The organism is Vibrio sp. V42_P2S4T144 (genome assembly GCF_009904715.1).
In the GTDB taxonomy this organism is placed as follows: Bacteria; Pseudomonadota; Gammaproteobacteria; order Enterobacterales; family Vibrionaceae; genus Vibrio; species Vibrio alginolyticus.
Map to the genome: position 1 here is coordinate 1 of NZ_WXWS01000397.1, position 4,391 is coordinate 4,391.

Here is a 4,391-nt window from a genome sequence, read left to right on the forward strand (position 1 = left end):
CACTATGTCTCTTATCGGACAAGGGCACGGGTGGTGGGGCTACATCGTAATGTATGTGCTGATCGCAATCTCTTACTACTTTCTCGCGTTTGCCGCGAAGAAAATATCGATAGGTGTGGCATACGCTGTCTGGGAAGGGTTAGGTATCTCGTTGATCACCGTGGTGTCGATCATCGCCTTTGATGCCAATTTAAATCGTCAAGAGTTGTTTGGTTTGATGTTAGCCGTTGTTGGCATTGTGTGTGTGACCTTAGGGGAATCACATGGTCAACCTAACGCCAAGAAAAACACCGATAAACCGGCAAAAGAACGTTCATTTTCTACTAGTACAAGGTGCGAATCATGAGTCAATTTTTTACGATGTCATTTGGATTTGTCGTGATGGCTGCCTTGGTCGATATCATGGCCAATATGGCGCTGACACGCTCAAAAGGTTTTAAATATAAAGGCTGGGGCATTGCGGCGATTGTGTTGGTACTGACAGCATTCACGCTGTTGGCACAAGCGGTGAAAGAGATCGACTTAGCCATTGCTTATGCCTCTTGGGGTGCGATCGGTATCTTGGGTACCGCAGTGGGTGGAGCCTTGCTGTTTAAGCAGAAACTCAAGCCAATCGGCTGGTTTGGTATCTTTGTGGTGATTGCTGCCGTCGTAGTGATGAAGACCGCTTGATGTAATTTACTGAATGCTAGATATCGTCATTCTGAGCAGCAAGAGACGAGCAAGGTTCCTGATCTCGCCTAGGCTCGTCGGAATGACGGATTCATTCGTTTAAAAAGAACCGAGGCCAATCCTAAAGCTTGCCATTCTGAACTGCGAGGGACGGTCGTGATTCAGAATCTACCAACAAAAAGTGCTGTGGCAGAAGTGTTTTTTCTGGCTTCACAGCACGTTGATATTAGATTCCTGATCTTGCTGAGGCTCGTCGGAATGACGGATTCATTCGTTTTTTAGAAAGAACCGAGGCCAATCCTAAAGTTCGTCATTTAGAACAGCGAGGGACGAGCGTGATTCAGAATCTACTAACAAAAAAGTACAGTGGCAGAGGAGTTTTCTCTGGCTTCACAGCACGTTGATATTAAATTCCGATCCTGCTGAGGCTCGTCGGAATGACGGATTCATTCGCTTTTTAGAAAGAACAGAGGCCAATCCTAAAGCTCGTCATTCTGAACTGCGAGGGACGAGCGTGATTCAGAATCTACCAACAAAAAGTGCTGTGGAAGAGGGGGTTTTCTCTGGCTTCACAGCATTTTGCTATTAGATTCCTGATCTCGCCTAGGCTCGTCGGAATGACGGATTCATTCGTTTTTTGGAAAGAACTGAGGCTAATCCCAAAGCTCGTCATTCTGAACAGCGAGGGACGAGCGTGATTCAGAATCTACCAACAAAAAGTGCTGTGGAAGAGGGGTTTTCTCTAGCTTCACAACACGTTGATAGTAGATTCCTGAGCTCGCCTAGGCTCGTCGGAATGACGGACTCATTCATTTTTAAAAAGAACCGAGGCCAACTCCAAAGCTTGCCATTCTGAATAGCGAGGGACGAGTGTGATTCAGAATCTACCAACACAAAAAGTGTTTCGGCAGAGGGGATTTTCTCTGGCTTCACAACACGTTGATATTAGATTCCTGATATTGCTTAGGCTCGTCGGAATGACGGATTCATTCGTTTTTAGAAAGAGCAGTGGCCAATCCCAAAAACTCGTCATTCTGAACAGCGAGGGACGAGTGTGATTCAGAATCTACCAACAAAAAGTGCTGTGGCAGAGGAGTTTTCTCTGGCTTCACGCATTTTGCTATTAGATTCCTGATCTCGCTTAGGCTCGTCGGAATGACGGATTCATTCGTTTTTTAGAAAGAACTGAGGCTAATCCCAAAGCTCGTCATTCTGAACAGCGAGGGACGAGCGTGATTCAGAATCTACCAACAAAAAGTGCAGTGGCAGAGGAGTTTTCTCTATCTTCACAACACGTTGATAGTAGATTCCTGATCTCGCCTAGGCTCGTCGGAATGACGAGGTCTTTCTTCTCGCCTTAAACAATGAAGCTTGCGCCTTCTTCTGCGCTAGAGACGTTTTGGCGGATCACGCTAAACAAGCCTCGTCCCCAGGTTTGTTGGGTAGATTCGGTGTCGAAATGAATCAACTCGCGACCAGTGGTATCGCTTAAGTTGTTCAGTTCGCCCGTTTGGCAATCAAGGCGAATCAAATCACCGTTGCGCACCAAACCAATCGCGCCACCACGAATGGCTTCTGGAGAAACATGAATCGCAGACGGAATTTTACCTGACGCGCCAGATAAACGACCGTCAGTAACCAACGCCACTTTAAAGCCCGCTTTTTGCACGTTACCTAAAATTGGCATCAGCTTGTGCAGTTCAGGCATGCCGTTTGCTGCTGGGCCGTTGTGTGTGACTACAACGATGCAATCTTTGTTCAGCTCACCACGTTTGTACGCGGCTTCCACTTCGTGTTGGCATTGGAATACGATCGCAGGTGCAACAATCACGCGTTGCTCTTCTTTCACCGCAGACACTTTCACCACGGCTTTACCCAAGTTGCCAGTCAGTACGCGAGTGCCGCCGGTGTTTTGGAAAGTGGCGTCCGGTTTGGCGATCACGTCACCGTCTTGGCTGCCTTGGCACGGTGTCCAAGTCAGTTGGCCATCGATAAGGCTCGGTAGCGTCATTTGGTCTTCAAATTCACCAAACACGGGTTTCACATCGCGATGCAAAAGCTCGGATTGGTTCAAGCGGTGCAATAACGCAGGCACGCCCCCCGCGTCTTGGAACGCGTTCATATCGGCTGGGCCGTTCGGGTAAACGCGAGCTAACAAAGGAACCACATCCGAAAGATCGCTGATGTCTTGCCACGTGAGCAAGATGCCAGCAGCACGCGCCACGGCGATCATATGAATGGTGTGATTGGTGCTGCCGCCAGATGCAAGTAGAGCGATGATGCCGTTGACCAAGCTCTTTTCTGTGACCACTTCTGCCAACGGACGGAAGTGTGCAGAACCCGCCGTCATTGAGGCGATTTTCAGAGCTGCGTGATCGGTTAACGCTTTACGCAGTTGGGTATGGGGATGAATGAATGCCGAACCTGGCAGCATCAAGCCCATGGCTTCGAACACCAACTGGTTGGTGTTGGCGGTGCCATAAAACGTACACGTCCCCGCAGAGTGGTAAGCGCGACACTCCATATCCAGTAGAGCGTCTTTGCCGACTTCACCCGCTGCGTATTTTTGGCGCACGTCGACTTTCTCTTCATTGCTGATGCCTGTTGCCATCAGACCCGCTGGTACAAACGCAGTCGGTAGATGCGCGTAAGACAGCGCGCCCATCAGTTGCCCCGGGGCGATTTTGTCACAGATACCAAGCAGTAATGTGGCATCAAAGACATTGTGACTCAAAGACAACGCCGTTGATTGCGCAATTAAGTCACGTGAAAACAGCGACATATCCATGCCTGCTTGACCTTGAGTCACCCCATCGCACATCGCTGGCACACAACCTGCGACTTGCGCCGTATGGCCGTAGTCCGCCAGCACTTGTTTGATTTGCACTGGATAATCTTGGTACGGCTGGTGGGCGCTCAACATGTCGTTGTAGGCGCTGATCAGCGCGACATTGGCATGAGTAAAATCGAGAATATTTTTCTTTTCAGAAGAGCAAGAAGCGGCGACTGCATGGGCTAAGTTACCACAAGATAAACCAACGCGGCCTTTGCCCGCTTCGGCTTGCACTTCGGTGCGAGTAAGAAAGGCAGCGCGCGCTTCACGGCTGCGCTCGGTCAAACGTTGTGTGACCTCAAGAACAACAGAGTGAGTCATTACGCCACCTCGATCGCTTGCATTTTGATTAGCTCAGCGGCAGAGCGTTCCACCACGTCGCTGATGTCTCCGTCGATACTGATGATCAGAGTTTGAGGCTCGTTGTCTGGGCGCTCTAGCGTCTCGAATTGGCTCTTCACCATGTTTTCTTTCATGAAGTGGCCTTTGCGCATACGCATGCGATTAAGGATCAACTCCATATCGCCATCAAGGAACAGGAAGGTCACGTTGTCGTTGCCTTCGCGGATCTGATCGCGGTAAATCTTTTTCAGTGCTGAACAGACAATAATGCCGTGTTCGTTTTTGCTTTCTAGGCTGTACGCCGCATCACGAATGCGTTCTAGCCATGGCTTGCGATCATCATCGTTCAGAGGCTGGCCCGATGCCATTTTCTGAATGTTCGCTCGTGGATGAAGATCATCACCATCAATGAATTTACGCCCTAGCTTTTTCGCTAGATGCTCACCAATTGTGCTTTTACCACTAGCACAAACGCCCATAACGATGACACTACTACCAGCCATAACTTATCCTCATAACCAAATTTGCGCGTGATCTCAATTTT

The 4,391-nt window shown here is 49.2% G+C and carries 4 protein-coding genes; 2 read left to right on the forward strand and 2 right to left on the reverse strand.

Translation table 11 applies throughout. From position 1 onward, the window contains the following. Both CAG68_RS13395 and CAG68_RS13400 read left to right on the forward strand, forming a co-directional pair. A partial coding sequence (locus tag CAG68_RS13395; RefSeq protein WP_161441260.1) for an SMR family transporter occupies positions 1–346 on the forward strand: 346 nt, incomplete at its 5' end. Next, positions 343–672: an SMR family transporter gene (locus CAG68_RS13400; RefSeq protein WP_005478614.1), complete on the forward strand. Its 330-nt coding sequence runs from the start codon at positions 343–345 to the stop codon at positions 670–672. The genes CAG68_RS13395 and CAG68_RS13400, both read left to right, overlap by 4 nt. 1,357 nt (positions 673–2,029) lie before the next feature. On the opposite strand, the gene edd is transcribed toward CAG68_RS13400, so the two are convergent. Together edd and CAG68_RS13410 are read right to left on the reverse strand one after the other, a co-directional pair. After that, a complete protein-coding gene (gene edd / locus CAG68_RS13405) occupies positions 2,030–3,826 on the reverse strand; it encodes a phosphogluconate dehydratase (RefSeq protein WP_086046419.1) in 1,797 nt (598 codons plus the stop codon). Further along, positions 3,826–4,350, reverse strand: coding sequence for a gluconokinase (locus tag CAG68_RS13410; protein WP_005478642.1), 525 nt, complete (start codon positions 4,348–4,350; stop codon positions 3,826–3,828). Before CAG68_RS13410 ends, edd begins: the two co-directional genes overlap by 1 nt. Positions 4,351–4,391 lie beyond the last annotated feature (41 nt).

Bases quoted from the DNA above. Each gene is read 5' to 3' on its own strand.
- CAG68_RS13400 (WP_005478614.1), top strand. From the start codon at position 343: ATGAGTCAATTTTTTACGATGTCATTTGGATTTGTCGTGATGGCTGCC.
- CAG68_RS13410 (WP_005478642.1), bottom strand. From the start codon at position 4,350: ATGGCTGGTAGTAGTGTCATCGTTATGGGCGTTTGTGCTAGTGGTAAA.
- edd (WP_086046419.1), bottom strand. From the start codon at position 3,826: ATGACTCACTCTGTTGTTCTTGAGGTCACACAACGTTTGACCGAGCGC.